Source organism: Qipengyuania sp. S6317L1 (assembly GCF_023015615.1).
In the GTDB taxonomy this organism is placed as follows: domain Bacteria; phylum Pseudomonadota; class Alphaproteobacteria; order Sphingomonadales; family Sphingomonadaceae; genus Erythrobacter.
This window is the reverse complement of sequence record NZ_JALKAJ010000005.1, coordinates 333,598-352,247: the sequence shown is the minus strand read 5'-3', so window position 1 is coordinate 352,247 and position 18,650 is coordinate 333,598. Positions and strand designations below refer to the sequence as shown.

16 protein-coding genes, 1 tRNA gene and 1 other RNA gene are annotated in these 18,650 nt (G+C 59.8%); 4 read left to right on the top strand and 14 right to left on the bottom strand.

All coding sequences use genetic code 11. The features are described from left to right. Positions 1 to 84: 84 nt before the first annotated feature. Entirely contained in the window at positions 85 to 837 is a 753-nt protein-coding gene (rpsB, locus tag MWU38_RS13315; protein ID WP_247272290.1) for a 30S ribosomal protein S2, read from the bottom strand. 283 nt (positions 838 to 1,120) lie between these two features. On the opposite strand from rpsB, the gene MWU38_RS13310 reads away from it, so the two are divergent. Next, complete coding sequence (locus MWU38_RS13310) at positions 1,121 to 1,405, top strand: hypothetical protein (RefSeq protein ID WP_247272289.1); 285 nt, start codon at positions 1,121 to 1,123, stop codon at positions 1,403 to 1,405. Between the two features lie 12 nt (positions 1,406 to 1,417). On the opposite strand, the gene MWU38_RS13305 is transcribed toward MWU38_RS13310, so the two are convergent. The 3 genes from MWU38_RS13305 to MWU38_RS13295 form a co-directional block, all read right to left on the bottom strand. Then, positions 1,418 to 2,206, bottom strand: coding sequence for a phosphatidylcholine/phosphatidylserine synthase (locus tag MWU38_RS13305; protein WP_247272596.1), 789 nt, complete (start codon positions 2,204 to 2,206; stop codon positions 1,418 to 1,420). 68 nt (positions 2,207 to 2,274) lie between these two features. Then, complete coding sequence (locus MWU38_RS13300) at positions 2,275 to 3,024, bottom strand: phosphatidylserine decarboxylase (protein WP_247272288.1); 750 nt, start codon at positions 3,022 to 3,024, stop codon at positions 2,275 to 2,277. An 83-nt stretch (positions 3,025 to 3,107) separates the two neighbouring features. Further along, positions 3,108 to 4,277, bottom strand: a complete 1,170-nt coding sequence (locus tag MWU38_RS13295) for a beta-ketoacyl-ACP synthase III (protein WP_247272287.1) — start codon at positions 4,275 to 4,277, stop codon at positions 3,108 to 3,110. 177 nt (positions 4,278 to 4,454) lie between these two features. On the opposite strand from MWU38_RS13295, the gene MWU38_RS13290 reads away from it, so the two are divergent. Then, positions 4,455 to 6,368, top strand: a complete 1,914-nt coding sequence (locus MWU38_RS13290) for a cation:proton antiporter (protein ID WP_247272286.1) — start codon at positions 4,455 to 4,457, stop codon at positions 6,366 to 6,368. A gap of 6 nt (positions 6,369 to 6,374) precedes the next feature. Here the strand turns inward: MWU38_RS13290 and MWU38_RS13285 are convergent, their stop codons facing one another. Further along, on the bottom strand, positions 6,375 to 7,031 hold the full coding sequence (locus MWU38_RS13285) for a hypothetical protein (RefSeq protein WP_247272285.1): 657 nt from the start codon (positions 7,029 to 7,031) through the stop codon (positions 6,375 to 6,377). Between the two features lie 60 nt (positions 7,032 to 7,091). Then, positions 7,092 to 7,177: transfer RNA gene (locus MWU38_RS13280), tRNA-Tyr, on the bottom strand. Between the two features lie 162 nt (positions 7,178 to 7,339). Between MWU38_RS13280 and rlmB the strand changes: the two genes are divergently transcribed. Both rlmB and MWU38_RS13270 read left to right on the top strand, forming a co-directional pair. Then, positions 7,340 to 8,137, top strand: coding sequence for a 23S rRNA (guanosine(2251)-2'-O)-methyltransferase RlmB (rlmB, locus tag MWU38_RS13275; RefSeq protein WP_247272284.1), 798 nt, complete (start codon positions 7,340 to 7,342; stop codon positions 8,135 to 8,137). Positions 8,138 to 8,161: 24 nt separating this feature from the next. Continuing rightward, positions 8,162 to 9,040, top strand: a complete 879-nt coding sequence (locus MWU38_RS13270; protein ID WP_247272283.1) for a hypothetical protein — start codon at positions 8,162 to 8,164, stop codon at positions 9,038 to 9,040. A gap of 139 nt (positions 9,041 to 9,179) precedes the next feature. On the opposite strand, the gene MWU38_RS13265 is transcribed toward MWU38_RS13270, so the two are convergent. From MWU38_RS13265 to MWU38_RS13230, 8 genes are all read right to left on the bottom strand, one after another. After that, positions 9,180 to 9,452, bottom strand: a complete 273-nt coding sequence (locus MWU38_RS13265) for an HU family DNA-binding protein (protein ID WP_247272282.1) — start codon at positions 9,450 to 9,452, stop codon at positions 9,180 to 9,182. A gap of 271 nt (positions 9,453 to 9,723) precedes the next feature. After that, positions 9,724 to 12,135 (bottom strand): endopeptidase La, encoded by a 2,412-nt coding sequence (lon, locus tag MWU38_RS13260; RefSeq protein ID WP_247272595.1) that lies wholly within the window; start codon positions 12,133 to 12,135, stop codon positions 9,724 to 9,726. A gap of 112 nt (positions 12,136 to 12,247) precedes the next feature. Continuing rightward, positions 12,248 to 12,589 carry a YbaB/EbfC family nucleoid-associated protein gene (locus MWU38_RS13255; protein ID WP_247272281.1) on the bottom strand — a complete coding sequence of 114 codons (342 nt, stop codon included), beginning with the start codon at positions 12,587 to 12,589 and terminating at the stop codon, positions 12,248 to 12,250. Between the two features lie 16 nt (positions 12,590 to 12,605). Then, the gene (locus tag MWU38_RS13250) at positions 12,606 to 14,450 is read right to left on the bottom strand and encodes a DNA polymerase III subunit gamma/tau (protein WP_247272280.1); all 1,845 of its coding nucleotides are present in this window, start codon (positions 14,448 to 14,450) and stop codon (positions 12,606 to 12,608) included. Positions 14,451 to 14,510: 60 nt separating this feature from the next. After that, positions 14,511 to 14,605: signal recognition particle sRNA small type (gene ffs, locus MWU38_RS13245), an RNA gene on the bottom strand. Between the two features lie 132 nt (positions 14,606 to 14,737). Then, positions 14,738 to 15,016 carry an ETC complex I subunit gene (locus tag MWU38_RS13240; RefSeq protein WP_247272279.1) on the bottom strand — a complete coding sequence of 93 codons (279 nt, stop codon included), beginning with the start codon at positions 15,014 to 15,016 and terminating at the stop codon, positions 14,738 to 14,740. A gap of 138 nt (positions 15,017 to 15,154) precedes the next feature. Next, positions 15,155 to 17,596, bottom strand: coding sequence for an ATP-dependent helicase HrpB (gene hrpB / locus MWU38_RS13235; RefSeq protein ID WP_247272278.1), 2,442 nt, complete (start codon positions 17,594 to 17,596; stop codon positions 15,155 to 15,157). 19 nt (positions 17,597 to 17,615) lie between these two features. Further along, complete coding sequence (locus tag MWU38_RS13230; protein ID WP_247272277.1) at positions 17,616 to 18,626, bottom strand: polyprenyl synthetase family protein; 1,011 nt, start codon at positions 18,624 to 18,626, stop codon at positions 17,616 to 17,618. Between the last annotated feature and the right edge of the window lie 24 nt (positions 18,627 to 18,650).

Here is an 18,650-nt window from a genome sequence, read left to right as displayed (position 1 = left end):
GCCGGGGAGCGCTCAGTTGAGGCTTGCCCGGCGCGCTAGATTGGATTTGTGACAGCGCATTGACGCGCTGAAAGAATGCGGTGCTTATTCAGCAGCAGCTTCGGCTGGCGGCGTGTCCATCGCGCCGAAGTCTTCGCCAGACTGCTCAACCGCTTGGCCACGGCCAGCATTGGCAGCGTCAGCAATTGCCTGACAGTAAAGACGCACAGCGCGGCTTGCATCGTCATTGCCGGGGATCGGGAAAGCGATGCCGGTTGGATCAGTGTTGGTGTCGAGCACGCAGATCACCGGAATGCCCAGAACCGCCGCTTCCTTGATGGCGAGGTCTTCCTTGTTTGCGTCGATCACGAACATCACGTCCGGAACGCCGCCCATGTCGCGGATACCGCCGAGCGAAAGCTCGAGCTTGTCACGCTCACGGGTGAGGTTGAGAACCTCTTTCTTGGTGAGGCCGCTGGTGTCGCCCGAAAGCTGCTCTTCAAGGGTCTTGAGGCGCTTGATCGAACCGCTGATGGTTTTCCAGTTGGTGAGCATGCCGCCCAGCCAACGGTGGTTCACGAAGTGCTGGCCCGATTGACGCGCCATTTCAGCGATTGGCTCCTGCGCCTGACGCTTGGTACCAACGAACAGAACCTTGCCGCCTGCGCGAACGGTTTGCTCAACAAAGTCGAGAGCGCGCGCGAACAGCGGAACGGTTTGTGAAAGGTCGAGAATGTGAACGCCGTTGCGTGCGCCGAAGATATACGGCTTCATGCGCGGGTTCCAACGGTGTGTCTGGTGGCCGAAGTGTGCGCCGGCCTCAATCAATTGCTGCATGGTGACGGTTGTGGTCGCCATAGGATAGTTCCTTTCCGGTTAGTCCTCTGAGCAAGCGTTCGTGACCGTTGGCGGAGATCCCGCCGTGGCACCGGTATGTATGCCTGCTCATGTGAATTTCGAATGATTTGGAACGCAATGATTCGCGAACCGTTACATCCGAGAAGCGCGCACATAGAGGTGTGCGCACACAAAATCTAGTGCCTTCTCAATTCAAGAGAACACAAAAGGAACAAAACGCTTGACTCGGTGAGAACACTTAGAGAACAAGAGTGCAGAACAAAGATTGAACGGATAGAATATCATGCTCGCCATTTTCATCACAGTCGCCCTGACATTCGCTGCGATTATCGCCGTGCTTAGCCTGACCGACACATGGATGAAGGCGCGCGCTGCGTTCTGGGCCGTATTTGAAGAGCGCGAGTTGCTTGATGCCGGTTTTGTTCCGCAAGTAGAGGCGAGCGAGCTTCGCGTACGGCGCCCTTTGCACAAAACCGCGCGCCGCGCTCCGCAACCCAGCCGCCAGCGTCAACGCGGGTTTGGTGGTGCGCCGCGCTCACAACTTGGCGCGGTTCAATCCCTTCGTTGATCCGGCGCTCGATCAGCTTCGGGCAGCGCGTGCCCGTTTGATTTTCCCATAACGCAGCAAGGCATAGGGCATCAGCGCAAGGTAAACCGCGCTCAGCGCGCTAAAGGTCCACCACGGCTCCAGCAAAAGGCCCGCGAAGGCCAGCGCTACAAGAGCGATCAGCCAGATCCGGATATCGCGCTGGGGACGGATAGCCGTCCAGCTAAGCGTTGCCATGTTGGAGATGAAAAGCACTCCGATCGTCGCCACCCAGATCGTGTTGAACAAGGGATCGCGGAAGATGTCGAGCCCGGTTTCGAGCCACAGGCATATCGGTGTCAGCGCAAGTCCCGCGCCCGCAGGCGCTGGTACACCGGTCAGAAAACCGGCAGATTTGTGCGGCTGATCGTCCATGTCGAGGCGCGCATTGAACCGCGCAAGACGCAAGGCACAGCAAATGGCAAATGCCAGGGCGGCAAACCATCCAAAGCGGCTGAGATCGTTCAATGACCACAGGAAAAGGATAAGCGCAGGCGCCATCCCGAAGGAAAGCGCATCTGCAAGGCTATCGAGCTCGGCCCCGAAGCGCGACTGCGCATTCAAAAGCCGCGCAATGCGTCCGTCAAGACCGTCGAGAATGCCGGCCACGAAGATCGCCAAAACAGCAAAAGACCAGTTTTCATCAATCGCAAAGCGGATCGCCGTCAACCCCGAACACAATGCCGCCGCGGTGATCGCATTGGGGAGCATGGCGCGCAGCGAAAGCCCGCTTTTCTCCTCAACGCCTTCGGTATCATCGTCCAGTGGCTGGGCGAGCGTGATGTCCTCGTCTTCAGCAGCTTTTGGACCAACGCGGTTTTCGATGGGGTCTGAGGGTCGCTTGGCCACGGTTATTGCGCGATGCCTTCAAGCAGAGCCGTTGCACCCACTTCGGCCAGAATAGTCTCGCCTGCTACGATCTTTTGACCCATCAAAACCTTGGGCTGCGTGCCTGCGGGAAGATAGACATCCACCCGTGAGCCGAAGCGGATGAGGCCCACGCGCTGTCCCTTGGCGACGGTATCGCCGGGTTTCACGAAAGGCACGATCCGCCGCGCGACCAGCCCTGCGATCTGCGTGAAGCCGATCATCAGGCCGTCATTGCGTTCGATCAGAAGCAGCTGGCGCTCGTTTTCTTCGGATGCCTTGTCGAGGTCGGCATTGACGAATTTGCCCGGGATATAAACCACCCGCTGCACCGTTCCTGCGATCGGTGCGCGGTTGATGTGCACGTCGAACACACTCATGAAAATTGAAACGCGGGTCACGGGCCCTGCCGAAAGGCCGGGCACACCGGAGCCATCGTTGCCCAGCATTTCCGCAGGCGGTTCGACCTCCTGGATCAGCGTGACAAGACCGTCCGCAGGAGCAACAATAGACTTGTCATCCTGCGGCACCACACGCTCTGGATCGCGGAAGAAGGCGAAGACGCCAAGCGACAAGAGCAACAACGGCCAGCCAATAATCTGCCAGCCAAACACAAGCGGAACGAGCGCAATTGCAATTGCGATCACGCCATATTTGCGCCCTTCGGGGTGGATCGGGGGCCAACCCCAGCTTGCTTCGCCGCGGCCCTGATTGTCGAGAATTTCACCTGCCATAGGTCATCCATCTAGACATTGCCGGGCTTCCAAACAACTGTTTGGTTCGCCGGCGCGCCCATATCCTTTTGTCAAAAATGCCCTCAGGCGGCTTTGCGAACGAAGACAGTGCCCGCCGAATAACCGGCGCCAAAGCTGCAAATCAGCCCGGTATCACCCTTCTCCAGATCTTCGCTGTGTGAATGGAAGGCGATGATCGAGCCCGCGCTTGAGGTGTTGCCATAGGTGTCGAGCACTGTCGGGCTTTCATCGGAATTGGCCTCATGGCCCAGAACGCGCTGCGAAATCAGGCGGTTCATGCCCGCGTTGGCCTGGTGCAACCAGAGACGGCGAAGGGTCGCCGGGTCCATTTGCAGTTTCTTCGCTTCCTCGATGATCATGTCGGCAACCATCGGCACGACTTCCTTGAAGACCTTGCGCCCTTCCTGGACGAAAAGCTTGTCCGCATTGTCCGCCTTGTCGGGGTCGGCGCGGTTCAGGAAGCCGAAATTGTTGCGAATGTTGTTCGAGTAAACCGTTTTCAGCTTGGTACTGAGAATTTCCCAATGGTCCGATGGTGCAATCGCTTCGTCTTCGACCAGCACTGCGGTTGCCACATCGCCAAAGATAAAGTGGCTGTCGCGGTCGCGCCAGTTGAGGTGGCCCGAGGTGATCTCGGGGCTCACCACCAGAACGCTTTTCGCATTGCCAGCGCGCACATAATCGGCCGCCGTTTGAATGCCGAAAGTCGCAGACGAACACGCGACATTCATGTCAAAGCCAAAGCCGTCGATGCCAAGCGCCTGCTGAATCTCGATTGCCATCGCCGGATAGGGCCGCTCCATATTGGACGCCGCACACAGCACCGCATCCACGTCTTTGGGATCGCGCCCTGCCCGTTTCAGGGCCTGAAGCGCGGCGGTCACGCCGATCTCGCACATCATCGAGCGTTCATCATTGCCGCGCTCTTCCCAGCGCGGGCTCATGACATCGGGATCAAGGATCGGCTCCTTGCTCATCACATGGCGCGCTTTGATCCCGCTCGCTTTCTCGATGAATTCAACCGAGGAATAGGTCAGTGCGTCCACCTCGCCCGCCTCGATCGCGTCGGCGTTAGCGGCGTTGTAGCGGTCGACATATTCGTTGAAGCTTTCAACAAGTTCAGCGTTGGTGATTGATTCTTCCGGGGTAAAAAGCCCGGTCGAAGAGATAACGGGCCGTCCGGTAAGCACCTGGTTGCCTCCCTGAGTTTGCGACTGGTTTTCTGTTGTCATTATTATCTTCGCGAATGTTGTTTCCTGAATGGCGGCCACAGATAGGCCCCCCTCCGTGCGCGGGCAACCCAAGATCACGCGCCAAGCCACAGCATTGCTCGCAATGCCTTTGCAAATCGCGGCCATCGAGCAATCGCCTTGAGTTTGTCGGGGAAGAGCCATAGCCCTTTTCCCACCATGACCGAATTTCTTTTGCTTGCAACAATCCTACTGGCTGTCGGCGTCATCGCCGTGCCTATCGCTGCAAGGCTCGGCCTTGGTTCGGTGCTTGGCTATTTGATAGCTGGCATGGCGATCAGCCCCGCCCTCGACGTGCTTGGCGTGGACGTCATCGCGCTCCAGCATTTTGCCGAATTTGGCGTGGTAATGATGCTGTTTCTGATCGGGCTGGAGCTGGAGCCAAGGAAACTGTGGGAACTGCGCGGGCGTCTTTTGGGCCTTGGCGGGGGACAGGTGTTCATCACCATTGCCATTTTGGCGGGCTACTCGCTGTTCATGGGCAATGCGTGGCAGACCGCGCTTGCGGTGGGTATGATCCTCGCGCTGTCCTCGACCGCGATCATCCTGCAAACGCTCGATGAAAAAGGCCTCATGAAAACCGAAGGCGGGCAATCCTCCTTTTCGGTCCTGCTGTTTCAGGACATCGCGGTCATCCCCATGCTGGCGATCCTGCCGCTTCTCGCGTTGCCCGAACTGGCAGCCGATGCGGCTAGCGCAGCGGGCGATCATGGCGGGGAAGATGATGCGAGCTGGAACATTCTCGCAGGGCTTCCGGCCTGGGCCGCAGGTCTTGCGACCCTCGCTGCCATCGCCTTTGTCGCATTTGCGGGCAATTACCTGACGCGGCCGCTGTTCCGCTTCATCGCCATGGCGGACCTGCGCGAGCTTTTCACCGCGACCGCATTGCTGGTGGTGGTAGGGATCGCCTTGCTGATGACGGTGGTGGGGCTTTCCCCTGCCCTTGGCACCTTTCTTGCCGGAGTGGTTCTGGCGAATAGCGAATATCGCCACGAACTGGAATCCGACATCGAACCGTTCAAGGGCCTTTTGCTGGGACTGTTCTTCATCACGGTGGGCGCAGGGATCAACTTTGCGCTCATGTCCGAAGCCTACGCCACCATCCTTGGCTGGACGGCAGTCCTCGTCGCGACCAAAGTCGCCGTGCTCTACGCGCTGGGCTCATTTTTCGGGATCGCAGGGCAGGACCGCTGGCTCTTCTCGCTTGGCCTTGCGCAGGCGGGCGAATTTGGCTTTGTCCTCATCAGCTTTGCCCTTGGGGCCAATGTCCTGCCACAGGCATTGGCCGATCAATTGCTGTTGATCGTGGCAATGTCGATGTTGATCACGCCGCTATTGTTTATCTTCTATGACAAGGTGATCCTGCGCCAATATCAAAAGGGCCGCGAGCGCGCCTTTGACGACATTGACGAACCATCGGACATTATCCTTGCCGGACGCGGGCGCGTGGGCGGTATCGTCGACCGCATGCTGGAGACAGCCGGCTATCGCACCACGGTGATCGACTATTCCTCTGCGCAGATCGAGCGCCTGAGCAAGTTTGGCATCCGTACCTATTTTGGCGACGCTGCCCGGCCCGACCTTCTGCAATCAGCAGGAATTGAAAAGGCACGCCTGCTGGTCATTGCAATCGACGACAAGGAGGCGACCAACCGCCTCGTGAAATACGTCGCCAGAAACCACCCCCATGTCCACATGGTCGCCCGCGCCTATGACCGCAGCCACGTGTTCGAGCTGTGGTCGCTGGGCTGCCGCGACATCATTCGCGAAACCTATGACAGCTCTTTGCGCATGGGCCGCTCGGCTTACGAAGCTCTTGGCATATCGAGCGAACGAGCGCGTGCGATGACCGAAAAGTTCGAGGAACTGGATCGCAGCACCATGCGTCCGATGGCCGACGCTTTCGAATTTGGCACGCCGCCGTGGGAAAATGAGGAAATGATCGCGCTGATCAAGAAGCTGCGCAGCGAATGGGACCCGCTCTTGCGTGAGCAGATGGCCCAGATCATGGGGCAGGACGATCTCGACGAACTGGACGACTTTGAAACGATCGTGAATTCAAAGGAAGCCTAGGCCCCCTCAAAGGGGCGAATGATACACAAGGGCTGAAAGGCCAAGCCAGACGCTGAACATGATCGCATAGGTCCAGCGGCGCGGCCACAGGTGCACCACCAGCAATGTTGCAAGAGCGGTCCCGCCAAGCGCTGTGAGAGGCGCGGTGGCCAAGGTGCTGCCAATCGCCGCTTCGAACGCCATGCTTGCCCATTGCGCCGGAAGCACAGCGAGAAGCCAATCGGGCCACAAATCCGGGTCAATAACGGCGGAGAGCACCACCGCGCCCTCCCCAGCAAGGATGCCAAGCGCCACCAACCAGCCGCGTGGTCCGGCAGAGCGGGCGAACAATGCCCCGCGCGCGGCAAAACTTGCGCTCGCAACTGCCACTGCAATCACCACGATAAAAGGGGCGATGCTCACAGACAGGCCGACGACATGTGCGACAAGCAGCAGCGTCAAACCGGCACCGACGGCCGCGCCAAGCCCCGGCCAGAAGCGACCCGAGGCGGCGGCTGCTATCATGCCTGCACCCATCACGGCCAATGCGATAATCGCGGGAAGCGCGCAGGCTTCCGAAAGCAGCAAGACCGCACATACAGGTAGCACCACAGCGAACAGCGCCGCGCCCGACCAGGCCAGCATTGGCCACACAGGCGGCACAGTTTGCGAGGAAAGCGTCATCACAAAAGCTTGTGATTGAAGCGCGAGGCAATGTCGAGAGAGCCGGTGGCGGGAGCCAAATGGTGGACAGGGCTGGATTCGAACCAGCGTACGCTTGCGCGGGCAGATTTACAGTCTGCTGCCTTTAACCACTCGGCCACCTGTCCACACATGGGCCTTGAAAAGAGCACTCGAAAAGAGGCTCACTCAATGAAGAAAGGCGCGGGCGCCTTGCTGCCGAGAGGCGCCCCTTTGGCGAAGCTGTGCTTGCCTGTCAATGGGGCTACTGGCAAAGGGCGGGTCCAGACACACATTTAGTACGAGATTTTATGGCAAAAGGCGATCGCAAGAAGGCTTTGAGAGGCCGCGCAGGTCGAATGAAGGGTGGACGCGGCTCTGGCAAGGGGACTGCGGGCTATGTGCGCCTGTGGGGCCGCCACACGGTGGAGGCAGCCCTCAAAAACCCCACGCGCAAGCACCGCAAATTGTGGGCAACGCGCGAGGGAATCGACAGCCTTGATGGCGAACTTCCCGCTGATTTCCCAGTGGAATACGCAGATGTCACCGATCTTGCGCGGCTCGTCGCCAAAGATGCGCCGCACCAGGGCCTCGTGCTCGAATGCGAACCTTTGGAAGATGTTTTCCTCGACGAAGTGGCGACCGGCGATCCTGCTCGGCCAGTAGTGATTCTCGATCAGGTCACCGATCCGCACAATGTCGGCGCCATCCTGCGTTCGGCAGCGGCTTTTGGTGCTGCGTGTATCGTCACGCAGGACCGCCACGCCCCGCCCGAAGGCGGCGTTCTGGGCAAATCTGCCAGCGGCGCGCTCGAAACCGTGCCGTGGGTGCGCGTCGTCAATCTTGCGCGCGCGTTGGATGAACTGGCCGATGCCGGATATTGGCGCATCGGCATGACCGGCGAGGCCGAGGCAACGCTTGCACAAAGCCTTTCCGCAGGTCCCCTCGCCATCGTGCTGGGCGCAGAAGGCGAAGGGATGCGCCACAATATCGAACAGCATTGCGACACCCTAGCCAAGCTGCCCATCTCATCGGATATCGAAAGTCTTAACGTTTCTAATGCAGCCGCTATTGCACTATACGCTGTAGCCACGCGCGCGCCGCAATAAGGGGCGCTGCCTTTTGGGGGACACATGATGACCGCTTCGAATTTCACCCGCACCTTTGCAACCGCGCTGGTTGCCGGGCTCTCGCTGCTTTTGACCGGATGTTTCATCACGCCGGGCAAATTCAACTCCGAACTGGTTCTCCTCGAAGACGACCGCTTCACCTTCACCTATGAGGGCGAGATCTTTTTCCTCGGTCTTTCCAGTCTTGCCGAAATGGGCGCGGCGGGCGAAGAATTCGAGGCCGAAGAATGTTACGATGACAATTACGAAAACCGAGAGTGCACGGCGGCCGAAATCGCGGAGCAGCGCGAAGTGTGGGATATGAACGCGCCGATCCGAGCCGCCAAAGCGCAGGAACAGGCAGCGCAGATGTCTGCCATGATGGGCGGCATCGACACCAGCGATCCGCAAGCATCCGCCGAAGTTGCCGCGCTGCTTTCGCGTCAAAGAGGCTGGGAAAGCGTTGTCGACAAAGGCGACGGCGTTTTCGATGTGCGCTATTCGGTCAGTGGTGTCCTCAATCACGACTTCATGTTTCCGGTGATCGAGGATGTGCCGAGCACCAATCCGTTTGTGCAAGTCATCCTTCGCGACGAAGGTGTCGTGCGCGTCAATGCGCCCGGCTTCGCGGCGCAAAACGAAAACAATCCGATGGGTTCGATGATGGGCAGTATGGCCGGACTTGGCGGCATGGCTGCGATTTCGGGACAATCATCCGATGCCCCCGAAATGCCCAATATTCCGGCGATTGAAGGCACCTTCACCATCGTCACCAATGGTCAGATAAAGGCCAACAACACCGACGAGGGACCAAGCACGACCGCTCGCGGGCAAGAGCTTGCATGGCAAATCTCGCCGCGTTCAAAAGCTGCACCGACTGCACTTATTGACCTGTCACGCTAAACGCTGAAGCCAGACCACGCTTCAGAAATGCAGCACAAACAAAAAACCCCGCCAGCCGCCGCTGGAGGGGTTTTTTATTGTAGCTCAGCCGCCGCGTCCATGAAGGCGGCTTTTCCAAAAACCGGGAGCGTCCGTTAAGTCAGTTTACGGCGTCCTTGAGACCCTTACCTGCTTTGAACTTTGGCTGGTTCGATGCTTTGATTGGCATCGGTTCGCCAGTACGCGGGTTGCGGCCCATCGACGCTTTGCGCTTTGCAACTGCAAAGGTACCAAAACCGACGAGACGCACTTCATCGCCACCTGCAAGCGCTTTTTGGATTGCTTCGAACACGCCTTCTACTGCGTTCGCAGCATCACTTTTCGAAAGTCCGCTGGATTCAGCGACAGCGCTTATCAGATCGTTTTTATTCATTACGTCTTACCCCTCTTACTCTTGCGAGTTGTAACTTGAGTGAATCGCCCCCCTTGGAAGCCGCCGAATTGAGCCGTTTTCTGCGCTTGTGTCAAAGGCAAATATAGCAAAAATTGTAACCGCGCCGCGCGCATTGCGGCCGCTTGCGTGAACAAGGAGATGGATGGCTCAATGGCCATGCAACAAAGCGATTGGAGGCAATAAGACAGGGTCGCTTCACAAGCCGTCACCCTTGGAAGAGCGACGGGTATCGACCGATGCCCGTGGCGCTTTAATGCGCGGTAGGCACATTCCCGCCCGCGACGCCCTGTCCGCCGCCCTGCCCGCCAGCGTGCAAGGCAAGATCGTCGGCTTCGGTCCATTCAATCGGTCCGGCCCGGTCGATCAGCGCGTGTTCAAGCACGTCATCGACGTGAGCAACGGGAACAATTTCAAGGCCTTCCTTCACATTCGAAGGAATCTCCGCGAGGTCTTTGACGTTCTCTTCGGGGATCAGAACCTTGGTGATCCCGCCCCGCATGGCCGCCAGAAGCTTTTCCTTGAGCCCGCCAATTGCGAGCACCCGGCCACGCAATGTAACCTCGCCCGTCATGGCGACATCGGGGTTCACCTTGGCGCCCGTCAGGGTCGACACAATGCTCGTCACCATGCCGATACCGGCGCTTGGCCCGTCCTTGGGGACGGCCCCTTCCGGCAAGTGAATGTGCACGTTCTTGCGGCTGAAAAGCGATGGCTTGATCCCGTATTGGGGTGCACGAGATTTTACAAATGAGAAGGCGGCTGCGACGCTTTCGTTCATTACCTCGCCAAGCTTACCGGTGGTTTTGATCTCGCCTTTGCCGGGCGTGGTGACGCTTTCGATGGTCAAAAGCTCCCCGCCAACGCTGGTCCAGGCAAGGCCCGTGACCGCACCGATCTGCGCTTCGTCCTCGCTCATGCCGTGCTTGAATTTGCGCACCCCGGCGAAGTCGCCGAGGTTTTCGGGCGTAATTGTGATCGAGGTCGCTTCTTTTTCGAGGATTTTGCGCAAGCTCTTGCGAGCCAGCCGCGCAATTTCGCGTTCGAGCGTGCGAACGCCGGCCTCGCGGGTGTAGTAACGGATAAGATCGCGCAAACCCTCTTCGGTGAGCTCGAACTCGCCCTTTTTGAGGCCGTGATCCTTGACCTGTTTGCTGATCAGGTGACGCTTGGCGATTTCGACCTTTTCATCCTCAGTGTAACCTTCGAGCCGGATGATCTCCATCCGGTCGAGCAGCGGTTGAGGCAGGTCGAGGCTGTTTGCGGTGGTCACGAACATGATGTCCGAAAGGTTCAGATCAAGCTCGAGGTAGTGGTCCTGAAACTTGTCGTTTTGTTCAGGGTCAAGCACCTCAAGCAAGGCCGACGCCGGATCACCGCGAAAGTCCTGACCAAGCTTGTCAATCTCGTCGAGGAGGAACAGCGGATTGCTGGTCCCTGCCTTCTTCAGATTGTTGACGATCTTGCCCGGCATCGAGCCGATGTAAGTGCGCCGGTGCCCGCGGATTTCCGCTTCATCGCGCACCCCGCCCAGCGACTGGCGCACAAATTCACGGCCCGTTGCCTTGGCGATGGATTTGCCCAGCGAGGTCTTACCCACACCGGGAGGGCCAACGAGGCACAGGATCGGGCCTTTCAGCTTGTTCGTGCGCGCCTGAACCGCGAGATATTCAATGATGCGATCCTTGACCTTCTCAAGACCATAGTGATCGGCATCAAGGATTTCCTGCGCCTTGGGAATATCCTTCTTGATGCGGCTTTTCTTGCCCCACGGCAGGCCAAGCAGCACGTCGAGATAGTTGCGCACCACCGTCGCCTCTGCGCTCATCGGCTGCATACCGCGCAGTTTCTTAAGCTCCGCCTTCGCCTTTGTCTCGGCTTCTTCGGAAAGCTTTGTCTCGTCGATCTTCTTGGCAAGCTCGGCGATCTCATCACCGCCCTCACCATCGTCGGAACCGCCAAGTTCCGACTGGATCGCCTTCAATTGTTCGTTGAGATAATATTCGCGCTGCGTCTTTTCCATCTGGCGCTTCACGCGGCCACGGATCTTGCGCTCGACCTGAAGGACGGAGAGTTCGCCTTCCATGAAGGACATGACGAGTTCCAGCCGCTTCAGCGGGCTCTGCTCTGTCAGGATGGATTGCTTGTCCGAAACCTTCGCGCTGATCGCAGCGGCAATCGTGTCGGCAAGCTGGCCCGCATCGTCGATTTCGGACAGGTCAACCGGATTGTCCTCGCCCATCTTTTTGTTAAGCTTGGCATATTCGCCGAACTGATCGCTCACCTGACGCATAAGCGCGGTGACTTCCGTGCCCGCAACGGTTTCAGGCTCGATCAGTTCAACATCCGATACGACATACTCGCCTTCCTTACGAAGCTCGGTTAGCTTGGCACGCTCTGCCCCTTCGACGAGCACGCGCACGGTGCCGTCGGGCAGTTTGAGCATTTGCAACACCTGAGCCACCACGCCCACATCGTAAAGGTCATCGCCTTCCGGGTCGTCGCACGCAGGATCAAGCTGCGCGAGGAGGAAGATGTCTTTCGAGGCTTCCATCGCCGCCTCAAGCGCCGCAACCGATTTGTCGCGTCCCACGAACAGGGGTACGACCATGCCGGGAAAGACGACGATGTCGCGAAGCGGGAGGAGGGGGTAGCTGTGTGTCATATATTCAAAGTCCATGACGGTGTTACCCAATAGCAGGGCAAACCGTTCCTAATCAGTGTCTGAAGAGGAATATGGGAAGGCCCCCTCAAGCCTGCAATGGGGAGCGGCGCGCTTATCCCATGCCCGGAAGGTTGAAGCCCGGCGGCAGGCCCATTCCGCTTTGCATTTCCTTCATCTGCTCTTCGGAAACGCGGTCGGCCTTGTCGCGTGCATCGTTAAAGGCCGCGGTCACGAGGTCTTCGACGATGTTTTTTTCTTCGGGCTTCATCAGGCTGTCGTCGATGGAGACGCCAAGGATACGGCCCTTGGCCGATGCGCGCACTTTGACAAGGCCGCCACCTGCCTGACCTTCGACCTCGATCGCGTCGAGTTTGACCTGCATATCGCCCATTTGTTTCTGGATGGTCTCGGCCGCTTGCTGGGCTGCCTGCATCATTTCTTCCATGCTCTTCACGGGGATTTCCTTTTCTCTAGTTCCATTTGCGGCCAGCGTTGCTTGCGCGGGCCACATTGTTGTTTCTTGGGTCATCGGGGTCGATCAGTTCGCCTTCCGGGAAGGCGTCGAGCGTTGCCTGTACCAGCGGATGGGCGCGGATGCGATCTGCGCTCGCTTTGGCGGCGGCCTCTTGAGCTTCGCGCAAGGACGGTTGCGCTTCGCCGGAACCGCGCTCGATAAGCCAGCGTTTGCCGGTGAGTTTGAACAGGCAATCGCGCATATCGGCAATGGGGTCTTCGGGATAATTGTCGGCCTGTTCAAAGATCAGCCGCCCGTCGGCAATTTCAATCACCCGCACCCGGTCGCGCATGATTTGAGCGACGCGCAAATGCCCGCCGGCATCAACGCGCTCGACCAATTCGGCCCAGTCCACCGAACGGGCAGGCGCGCTGGCAACGGGAGCTGGCGCGCCCTCGCCCGCTGGTGCAGGGGCAGCGGGTGCCGGACCGCTTGCGGCGATTTCCTCAATCCGCTTGGCAAGTTTGCCCGGATCGGGAAGCTCGCATGCGTGGAGCACCCGCAAAAGCGCCATCTGCAGCGCGACCAGCGGATCGGGCGCAAGGCGCACTTCATCATGCCCCTTGAGCATCAATTGCCACAAGCGGTGGAGTTCGCCCGCGCCAAGCCTTGAAGCAAACTCTGCAAGCGCGGCGCGTTCCTCTTCGCTGGGTGCATCGGGTTCGCCGCCCGAGACTTGCGCCACCGTCACGCGGTGCACCAGATCCATCAGCGTGCGCATCAGCGCGAGCGGCTCAACGCCAAGCGCATATTGTTCATCAATTCCAGCAAGCAGCGCTTTCGCATCGCCTGCCAGAAGGTGTGTCAAAATACGCCGCTGCGCGCCCTTGTCGGCCAGCCCCAGCATATCGCGCACGCGGGCAGCGCTCACGCCGCCCCCTGAACCCGCAGCGCCGTCCATATCGGCATGGGCAATCGCCTGATCGAGGATCGAGAGGCCATCGCGCACCGATCCTTCGGCGGCCGCAGCGATGATATTGAGCGCCTCTTCCTCGGCCTCGACACCTTCGAGAGCGCACACTTTGCCAAAATGCCGGGCGAGCAATTCGGCAGGGATGCGGCGAAGATCGAACCGCTGCGTCCGGCTCAGAACCGTTACGGGAAGCTTTTCAACCTCGGTGGTCGCAAACAGGAATTTGACGTGTGCGGGCGGCTCTTCGAGCGTTTTAAGCAGCGCATTGAAAGCGTTGCGCGACAGCATATGCACTTCGTCGATGATGTAGATTTTGTAGCGTGCAGAAACCGCGGCATAGCGCACCTGCTCGATAATATCGCGCACATCGTCGACGCCGGTGTGGGAGGCGGCGTCCATTTCGATCACGTCGATATGGCGGCCTTCGGCAATCGCGGTGCAATATTCGCACACGCCGCATGGGTCGATTGTAGGGCCGCCGTTTCCGTCCGGGCCAACGCAGTTCAATGCCTTGGCAATCAGGCGCGCGGTCGAGGTCTTGCCGACCCCCCTCACCCCGGTCATCAGGAAGGCGTGGGCCAGCCGGTCGCGCTCGATCGCATTGGCGAGCGTGCGCACCATCGGCTCTTGTCCGATCAGCTCGGAGAAAGTCTGTGGCCGGTATTTGCGCGCAAGAACGCGGTAGGGTTGGTTGGTTTCAGCGGGAACGGGTGCTGGTTTGGGTGCTGCTGCCTCTGGCGTTGGCGCCGGAGCCGGTGGCGGCGGCGTTGCCGCTCCGCCCATATCATCGCCCCCGAACATGGAGTTCTGCCCAGCCGCCTCTAGCTCGGCCGCGCTGGGAACCTTATCTTCCTCATTCTCGGGCAGGTCTGGATCGGAATCACTCATCGCCCGACAAGCTAGGCGTTTAGCCAGCGTTTGTCATGGCACTCATCGACCAAATTGTGAGGATAAGGAGCCGAGCGACCCGCCGCAATCCACCTGGGCTGCTACCTTCCGGTCCTGACCCGGTGAGCGAACGCAAACGTCCACCCGACTCCCGACGCGCCATATGGCGGGGGTTGCCAAAGATTTCAAGCGTTATTGGCCCACCCCCAACCCCTCCCGCAGGCGGGAGGGGAGCGAGACTTAGCGAGCCGCAGGCGAGGTTAGTCGCAGCGGGGTGGGCAAATGCCCTAGCGAAAATTGTCGGCGTAGGCCTGAATTTTCATGGTCTTGCGCGGCGTTGAATGAACGCGGGCGACGATGCCCTGACGCTGGGCGTATTCGAGCGCGGCCTCTTTCGTAGGGAACTTCAGCTTCACCTGAGCCTGCGTATCGCCGCTCCCGGTCCAACCCATCAACGGATCAGCACGGCGTTTCTCGCTCTGTTCGAATTCGAGAATCCAGGTATCGACCTTCGCCTTGCCAGATTGCATGGCGCTTTTCGGCTGCTGATAGATGATGGCGGTCATATTTGTTTAGTCCCTCAAACGCCGGGCGGCGGGCATCCGCCCGCCTTGGCTTTCGCGGCATAAGCCGCGGCGGCCGGTCGGCCTTGCGGTCGCTCGCGCAACCGATGTATTCGTTCAGTCCCCGCCCATAATCCAATATTACCGCCGATTGAAGGCATTTTTGGTCCGAAGATCGGGGATTTCCCCCCAAGGTTCATCGGGCCAGCGATGTTTGGGATAGCGTCCCTTCATATCCTTTGCGACATCGTCCCACGACCCGCGCCAAAATCCGGGCAGATCGCGGGTGGACTGGATCGGGCGACCGGCGGGGCTGGTGAGCTTTAGCAGGAGCGGCGTGTTCCCGATCATCGGGTGGCGATCAAGCCCGAAAAGCGCCTGCACGCGCACCTCGACGCTTGGCGCATCATCGCCTGCGTAATCGATCGTGTGGGTGGTGTTTGCGGGCGAAGTGAACTTGACCGGAGCGGTTTCGTCGAGCCTTTGCCGCTCGTTCCAGTCGATAGCGCCAAGCGCCGCATCGGCAAAACGCGCAGGCGGCAGATCAAGATCGCGCCGCCCCTCCAGCAGGGGCGCGAGCCACAGGTCTGATTGCGCTCTCAGAGCGTCGGGAGAAAGCACCTCGACACCCGCAAATGCCGCGCGCGCCAGAAAGCCTTCGGGAAAAATTGCCCCCAGATCATCCAGAGCTTTATCCACGAGCATATCCACAATGGCCTGCGGGTCCGGATCGGGGTCCGGACCACTGGAGAGCACAATCGCGCCAAGCCGTCGCTCCCGCCGCGCTTCGATACGTTTTTTGCCATTATTCCATAGGGTTACGGTTCTCTCCTGCAATTCCGTTGCAAAGATAGTCTCAACCCGCTCAGCCGACAGTTCCGCCGCCGCCGTAATCCTCGCTCCCTTGGCCTGTCCCTGCGCATCGCCGATTACCAGCCACTGCGCCCGGGCGAGCGGAGAGGTCGGATTCAACAAAAACCCCCGTCCGTATGTACTTACCCAGTTTTCACCCGTCCCATCGCGCCGTCGCGCAACGAAATCCGCCCGCGCCAGAGCCAGACATTCGACCGGCTCAAGCTCCCTCGCCTCGGTCCTTTCAACGAGCTTTTGCGCGGTTTTTGCCCAGCCCGAGGCGATCCGTCCCGCGCTGACTGCGCGTTTCGATTGATCGCCGCGCCATTGGGAAAGCCGCTGCGTCAAATCCTCGCTGCGCCCGCCAAGGCCACGCTCTTGCAGGAGCATGACCAGCCGCGCCGTCTCCTCTGCGCATCCGGCCCTTGCACCGTTCAGCACACAAGCGGCATGATCGGGCGCCATCGGCATCGCCGCAATCGCTTCGCCAAGCGGTGTGATGCGACCGTCCCCGTCGAGCGCACCCATTGCGGTTAGCGCCTTTTGCGCTGCGCCAACCGAGGCAGCAGATGGCGGGTCGATCCATTTCAGGTCCGCCGGATCTCCAGTGCCCCATCTGGCAAGCTTGAGCACCAATGAGGTGAGGTCAGCGGTTTCAATCTCTGGCGGCGCGAACTCGGGGCGGCCAAGATGCCCGCCCTCTTCCCACAAGCGATAGGCCACCCCCGGACCCTGCCGCGCTGCGCGCCCTGCCCTTTGGGCTGCCGCTGCTCGGGATGCGCGCTGGGTGACCAGATGCGTGGTTCCCGCCGCCCGGTCGAACTCGGCCATGCGCGCCAATCCGCTGTCGACCACCATGCTCACCCCGTCGAGTGTCAGCGAGGTTTCGGCAATGGCAGTGGCAAGAACGATGCGCCTTCGCCCTTCGGAATCGCGGCGGATCGCTGCGCGCTGCGCCGCGGGTTCGACCTGACCGTGCAAGGGAAGGATGGGCGTATCGGGAAGCCTGGATTCCAGCCGCTCACGCACGCGCTCGATCTCTCCCACACCGGGAAGAAAGGCAAGGATGTCGCCGCCAACGCCGCTGTCTGCACCATCGCGCCACGCCGTCATAACGCCCTGGGTGACGTGATCCTCAATCCGTGCGGTGGGGTCGCTGCCGAGCCATTTGATGGTAAGCGGATAACTCCGCCCCTCGCTCTCGATAACGCGAGCATTGTCTCCAAGGAGCCCCGCGAACCGTTCGCCGTCAATGGTCGCGGACATGACGAGCACCCGCAGGTCTTCGCGCAGAACTTCGCGCGTCTCCAGTGTAAGCGCGAGGCCAAGGTCGCTGTCGAGATGCCGCTCATGCGCTTCATCGAACAGCACCGCCGACACTCCGCCAAGCTCGGGGTCTTCCACCAGCCGGTTCACAAGGATCGCCTCGGTCACCACCAGAATGCGCGTCTTGGCGCTGGTTCTGCTGTCGAGCCGGGTCATGTAGCCCACGGTCTCGCCCGGCTTCTCGCCAAGCATCTGCGCCATGCGTTCGGCAGCCGCACGGGCAGCGACGCGGCGCGGAGATGTGAGGATGATAAGGCCGTTACACCACTCTTCGCGCAGGAGGTCCGGTGCGACGGCTGTGGTCTTACCCGCACCCGGAGGCGCGATCAGAACTGCCGCGCCATCGCGCGCCAACGCCTCCCGCAATTGCGGCAACACTTCATAGATTGGAAGATCAGGCGTCACGCCCGTTCAGATAGCGCGATCAATAGCCGCGCGCGACGGCAAATTGCGCCGCTTCCGCCATTGCGGCGCGCGCCTTGCTGTCGGGGAAGATCGAGATTGCATCAATCGCCCGCTGGGCAAAGTGACGCGCTTTTTCCCGCGTATCTGCAAGCGCGTTGTGCTTCTCGATCAGAGAGACCGCATGCGCCAGATCTTCGTCAGACGAACGATGTCCAAGGATCGCATCTTTCCAGAACTTGCGCTCATCCGCATCGCCGCGCGCGTGAGCGAGGATCACCGGCAGGGTCATCTTCCCTTCGCGAAAATCATCGCCCTGGTCCTTGCCCATTTCGGCTGCATCGGAATCGTAGTCGATCGCATCATCGACCAGCTGGAACGCGACACCAAGGTTGCGGCCATAGTCTTCCAATGCGCGCTCTTCTTCTTCGCTGCACTCGGCGACCACGGCGCTGATCTGGCTCGCGGCTGCAAACAGAGCAGCGGTCTTGGCGCCGATAATGTGAAGATAACGCTCTTCGCTTGTTTCGATCTGGCGCTGCGAGGTCAATTGCGCGACCTCGCCTTCCGCGATCACTGCGCTTGCATGACTAAGGATTTTGAGGACCCGCAGGCTCCCGTCTTCGGTCATAAGTTCGAACGCACGACTGAACAGGAAGTCTCCGACCAATACCGTTGCCGGATTGCCAAAGATGATATTGGCCGCCGCTTTCCCGCGCCGAAGCTCGCTTCCATCAACCACATCATCGTGCAGAAGTGTAGCGGTGTGGATAAATTCAACCGCTGCAGCAAGCTTGTGATGGCGCGTGCCATTGTACCCGACCAGCTCAGCGCCAGCGAGGGTCAGCATCGGGCGAAGCCGCTTGCCGCCCCCTGAAATGAGGTGCCCGGCGAGCCGCGGAATCAGCGGGATTTCGCTCTGCATCCGGTCGAGAATAACCGCATTCACCGAATTCATGCCGCTTGCTGTCAGAGACAACATCGGCTCGATCGTCGGTTCTTTGCGTGGGAGAGGAACAACGTCAGCTGTCATGGGCATAGGCCTTAGTGGGTGCGT